At 65.1% G+C, this 5730-nt stretch carries 2 protein-coding genes; one reads left to right on the top strand and one right to left on the bottom strand.

Going from position 1 to position 5730, the window contains the following annotated elements; translation table 11 throughout:
• The first annotated feature begins 383 nt into the window (after positions 1–383).
• Positions 384–1685, top strand: a complete 1302-nt coding sequence (locus tag ABZ664_RS39280; RefSeq protein WP_362522363.1) for a hypothetical protein — start codon at positions 384–386, stop codon at positions 1683–1685.
• A 2-nt stretch (positions 1686–1687) separates the two neighbouring features.
• Here ABZ664_RS39280 and ABZ664_RS39275 read toward each other — a convergent pair whose 3' ends face one another.
• A complete protein-coding gene (locus ABZ664_RS39275; RefSeq protein ID WP_362522361.1) occupies positions 1688–5377 on the bottom strand; it encodes a DUF4082 domain-containing protein in 3690 nt (1229 codons plus the stop codon).
• Positions 5378–5730: the final 353 nt, after the last annotated feature.

Below are 5730 nucleotides of genomic sequence, written 5' to 3'. Positions count from 1 at the left end.
AGCGGCGGGGCTCGGTACGGGGGCGGGCGACGTCGTGTCCATGAGCGTAAGCATGCTGACGTGAGCGTCTCGGGCGATCCCGGACTCAGGCTACCGGGTATTTCCTTGCCAGTCCTTTATGCGGGAAGGCCGACCCGCCCCCCCGGATTATCCGGCCCTCCGTCGTGCCGGACGATGAAATGAGCAGGCAGGCGGCTGTTTCGGAGCCCGTATTTCTTTGCGGGAATTTAGGCGGCCCGGCGACGGCATATCCGGCGGTAACGGCACGCCCGGCACTAAAGTCGGCGGGCAATGCCCACTCCCCCGCCCCCGCGCCGAAGAACCGACTTACCTTCGGCACACGAAATCTCGATCCGGCCACGACATCGTACGGGTGATTCTCTGTGGAGTACATAATCGTCGCGGCCGCCGTGGTGGGGCTGGTGTTCGTCGTTCAGACGGCCCTCGGCGCGCAGGTGGCTCGGCGTGCCCTGTGGGTGCTGCTGCTGGCCTTCGTCGTGCGGCTGCTCGTTCACGTCCTCGTAATGCGGTCCAACTCGATCGCGTACGGCGGGGACAACTTCGTCTACGAGGGCAGGGCACTGGAGGTCGTGGCGTACTGGAAGCGCGAGGGCTTCATGTTCGTCACCTCCGATCAGATCGAAAGCCTCTACTCCGTGGCGGTGCCGTGCAACGTCTTCGCCGCGATCATGTATCTGTGCGGCGGCCCGGCCCCCCTGGCCTGCACCGCCCTCGTGGCGCTCATCGCCTGCGGGCTGTGCGCCGTCATGTACAGGTTCGCGCGGCTCATCGGCGCCGACGAGCGCGCGGCGTTCAGGCTGATGACCCTGATGGCATTCATGCCGGCATTCATGCTGCACACGTCCGACACGTTCAAGGACGGGTTCAACGCGTTTCTCGTCATATCCTGTCTCGGCCTCGCCGCTTCGAACGTCCAGCGTTTCGACATGCGCAAACTCCTTCTTCTCGGGCCGCTGCTGTGGACGCTCTGGAACGTGCGCCCCTACATGGTTTTCATGTGCGCGATACCGCTGATTCTCGGCCTGGCGGGCCTCAGGCGCGCTTTCCCGTTGTGCGTGCTGGCCATCCTGGCCACACTCGTGGTACCCATCCTGATATTTCCGGATATGGCGAAGAGCACACCGGTTGGCATGATGCAGGAGCAGTTGGAGCACGGACAGTCGGAGGTCGTCCTTCAGGCCAACGCCGCGGGAGGTTCGGGAATCGTCTTCGACGACGGCGGCAATCCGTGGAGCGCGTTCCTGCCGAAGCTGGTCTACACGCTTCTCTCGCCGTTCCCCTGGATGGACGGCAGTCTGGTGCTACAGCTGGCAAAGGTCGAGACGGTGCTGTGGTACTACCTGCTGTGGTGCGCGGCCGTCGGAATCCGGCGAATGTGGGGTGAGAACCGCAAGATGTTGCTCATCCTCCTGCTCTTCGCCGTACCGTGCACGATCATGTACACGACCACCATGTCCAACATCGGTCTCATCTTCCGGCAGCGGATACCGATCGTCATGGTCGTGAGCCTGCTGTCCGCGATCGCCTGGACCAGGGTCCCCCAGGAGCGGCGGCAGCTCGTCTCCGGCGCGGGAACGGGGCCGGACACCACCGATTCGGCGGTGTCCGGCCACCCGTCCGGCACGGCGGGGAGGGCGTCGGCCGGGATCTCGCGAGTGCGGTGAGGCTAGTCGACGGCGAACACCACGTCGACCCAGTAGTTGCTGGTCTGGTAGGTGCTGACCGGGAAGGGGTTCGCCGCGCCGTAGGTGTAGACACCGTTGCCTCCCACCGCGCCGCTGGCCGGCGCGATGAGCGGTTCGCTCGTGTACTGCACGTTGAAATACGGTCGAGTCAGCGAATAATAACCAGATAAAGTATTGTAAGAGACCACATAAGTCGTGTTCTCCGTCACCGGGACGGGCGTGTCGAAGTTCACCTGCTGCCACCCGCTCGCCGTCTCATTCGTGAAGGTCGCGCTGGCGAGCAGCTTCCCATCACTCGTCCACAGACTCCCGACATGCGTCCCGGTGTTCTTGACGCCCTTGTAGAAACGGACGCCCCTGATACTGCCACTCGTCATCGTCTGGAACTTGACACCGACGGTGACGGGCTGGTTGTCGGGATGGGAGGTGACCGCAGGGGTCACCGTCTTCTCCCAGAGGCTCGTGAACGGCACGAACAACACGTCGACCCAGTAGTTACTGGCCTGGTAGGTGCTGGTCGGGAAGGTGCTCGTCGCGCCGTAGGTGTAGACGCCGTTGCCCCCCTCGTCACCGTTGCCCAGCGCGACGAGCGGACCGTTCGTGTGCGGCCTGGTGAAGTACGAGGATGTCAGCGAGTAGAACCCCGAACTCGTGTGGTACGAGGCGACGTACGTCGTGTGGGCGATCACCGCGACCGGGGTGTCGAAGCGCACCTGTTGCCACCCGCTCGCCGTCTCGTTGGTGAAGGTCGCGTTGGCGAGCAACTGCCCGTCACTCGTCCACAGACTCCCGACATGCGTCCCGGTGTTCTTGGCGCCCTTGTAGAAACGGATGCCCTCGATGTCGCCATCGGTCAGCGCCTGGAACTTGACACCGACCGTCACGGCGTTGGGATCGTTCTGTGACGGGACCTGCGGAACCGTCTGATCGTCCCACAGGCTCCTGACCGGGACGAAGAGCACGTCGACCCAGTAGTTGCTGGCCTGGTAGGTACGGGTCGGGAAGGTGGTCGTCGCGCTGTAGGTGTAGACGCCGTTACCGATCTGCACGCTGCTGGCCGGCACTACGAACGGGCCGTTCGTGTACTGCGTGGTGAAGTAGGGAACCGTTGTCGAGTAGTTCCCGGATGTCGTGTGATACGAGGCGACATACGTCGTGCCGGCGGTCACCGCGACCGGCGTGTCGAAGTCCACCTGCTGCCACCCGCTCCCCGTCTCGCCGGTGAACGTGGCTCTCGCCAGGAGTTGCCCGCTCGCGCTCCAGAGGTTCCCGGTGTGTGTTCCCGTGTTGAGCGCCCCCTTGTAGAACCTGACGCCCCTGATGCTGCCCGCGGTCGTGGTCTGGAACTGCACCCCGAGCTCGACCGGCACGGGGTCGTCGGCCGAGTCGACGGCGGGCACGGCACTGGGCGGCCAGATGGTGCAGGCGTTACACGACGTGTTGACGGTGACGGTGATCGTGGTCGGGATCACCTGGAGGTTGCCGATGTCGTCGACCGCCCGGACCGCGATCGTCATCGTTCCCGTGGTCTGGGGTGTCCAGCGGTACTGCCAGTTCTCCCGGCCCGTCGCCGGAAACCACCGGTTACCGCCGTCGGTCGAGACCTCGATTCCGGCCACGACGCCGCCCCCGGTGTCGGCCGCCGTTCCCTTGATCACGACGGTCGTCAGCGCGGGCAGGATGACTCCGTTCGACGGGCTCGTGATCGTCGACGTGGGAGGGCTGGTGTCCGTCGACGCGGTGGCCGGTACCAGCCCCGGCTGGAGGCTGGCGGGCTGGGAGTGCATGTCGGCGAGGAGGTTGACCGTCGCCTGCTGCATCCGGATGTCGGTGGGAGGGCCCGCTCGATCGTGGTTCGCGTCCAGCCCCCACGACCACTGGATGGTCCCCGCGCCGAAGACGAGCGCACCGCTGGAGGCCCGGTAGAGCGTCAGGTTGTGGTTCGCGGTGCCGAGACCGTACGTACTGCCGTAGTCGAGCAGGTATTTGGAGGTGAGGTTCATGATCGTGCTTGAATACCTGGCCACGCCCGGCGGTTCGGACCCGTTGCTGGGCGACACATCCCATTCGTAGCCGAGCGTCCCTGTGGGGAAGACGGCCGTCTGCCCTGGAGAGAGGTTCGCCACGGAGGTGTTGCGCCAGATTCGCATCTTGCTGAAGTCGGCCGACACGGTTATCGCGTCGTTGGAGACGCCGTTGACCCTGAACCACGTCCCGTTCAGCGCGTTCTCCGGCCTGCCGCCGTTCGAGGGCGGCGAGAAGCGTGGATCACGCCACGATCCGGTCCACTGGGGGCTCGGGTCGATCTTGGCGTTCGCCAGCGTCTCCTTGTAGCAGACGAAGGTCCTGAAAGGGGTCCCGTCGCTCATGGCCTGCTCCCAGCGCCCCTTCCAGAACGTCTCGTTCCCGGAGAAGAAGGTTATGTTGACGCCGTTGTCCCGGGCGTTCGTGACGTTGTCCCGCATGTCGTCGGACCAGTACTCGTCATGGCCGACGGAGAGAAAGACCCTGTGGTTGAGAATCTGCTGACCACGCATCGCGGTGTCGATACTGCTGGTGTAGCTGACGTCGTAGCCGTTGGCCTCGATCCATCTGATCATGGGGTATTCGGCGTTGAAGAACCAGCTCTCCACCGAACCGGCGCAGCAGCTCGCGACGCGCGTGATGAACGGCCGGTTGTAACTGACCTTGTAGGCCCGCCCCGCCGGAACGCCCGCCGAGTAGAGACTGCTGCCGCCGTACTTGTTGTACGCCTGCCAGGTGCTGTCGGAGGTCTGCAGCAGCAGGTCCGACCCGCGTTCGTCGTCCCGGATCACGAATATCATCTGGCTGGCACCGGGGGTCGCGTCATCGCGGATCAGGTTCGCGATGTAGACCCCGGAGACGGCGTCGGCCGGCACGGCCCACGAGGCCGAGACCGCCCAGTTCCCGCAGTCGACCAGTGCGGTCACCGCATCCGTGAGACAGAGCGGCTGCGCCTGGGGCAGCGGTACCGAGGGGGTGAGTGTTGTGATCTTTCGTGCGCCCATGCCGCCGTAGTAGCCGATGCGGTAGACGTCCACGTGGTAGGCGGTCGCCGGAGTTTTCACCTTGAACTGGACGGTCTCCCCCTTGTCGACGCTCATCTGGGTCGCGTATCCCTGGATGCTGCTGCTGCCTCCTCCGGGTACGTCCCATTCGCTTGGCGGGTTTCCCGGCAGGCTGTTCTCCAGGCAGATGATGGAGGTCGGCGGGCAGGCCGCGTGGCGATCCCGGCTGCGAGGTCTCGCGTCCGCGGCCTTCGCCTGCGGCGTCCCGGCGCCCTTCCCTGGAAGGCCGCGCAGGCCGACCTCGGCGAGCCTTCGTTCCAGCGAACGGGCCCGGCCGCCTTTCGGCGGCGCCGCCTTGACCTCCACGGCCCGGCGTCCGTCGGCCGGCGCCCGCCCCGCTCCGGCGACGGCGCCCGGAGCCGGCCGCCCTGGTGGTTGTCCGGTCACCGGGCCGGGGGCGGCATCCGGTTCGAGTGGTACGACGTTCCCCACGGTCGCCCACTCCCGCGGGGCGACGGTGCCGGGCTCCGGCGCCCAGCTCGCACCCAGCAGACCGATCAGGGTGAGAAGACCGACCCCGAAGGTGAACGGCGGCCGCCGCCCGAGCCTGACCTTCCTCGCATCGTCCGTACCGCCTGCCATGTGCGACCTCCCACCAGCATTCTTTTGTCCAAATTTCCGCCCCGGCCAGAGCCACAGGCAGAAAGAAAGGCAATCACATCCAACCCTCGACAAGAATTATCCTTAAATAACGGCGATTTACCTACAACGCGGAAGATCACTCTAATATGGCACCAAAAGACCACCTAAACCGCAAATAAATCTCAATGCGGTAGGGGTGTGGAGTAATCCGGTCGGCTGCCTTCGCCTCCCGCATAAAGGACTGGCAAGGAAATACCCGGTAGCCTGAGTCCGAGATCGCCCGAGACGCTCACGTCAGCATGCTTACGCTCATGGACACGACGTCGCCCGCCCCCGTACCGAGCCCCGCCGCC

Origin of the sequence: Streptosporangium sp. NPDC006930, from assembly GCF_040635605.1 — a bacterium.
In the GTDB taxonomy this organism is placed as follows: Bacteria; Actinomycetota; Actinomycetes; order Streptosporangiales; family Streptosporangiaceae; genus Streptosporangium.
This window is presented reverse-complemented; position numbering and strand designations above follow the sequence as displayed.

Coding starts and splice junctions, on each gene's coding strand:
- ABZ664_RS39275 (WP_362522361.1), bottom strand. CDS start 5,377: ATGGCAGGCGGTACGGACGATGCGAGGAAGGTCAGGCTCGGGCGGCGG.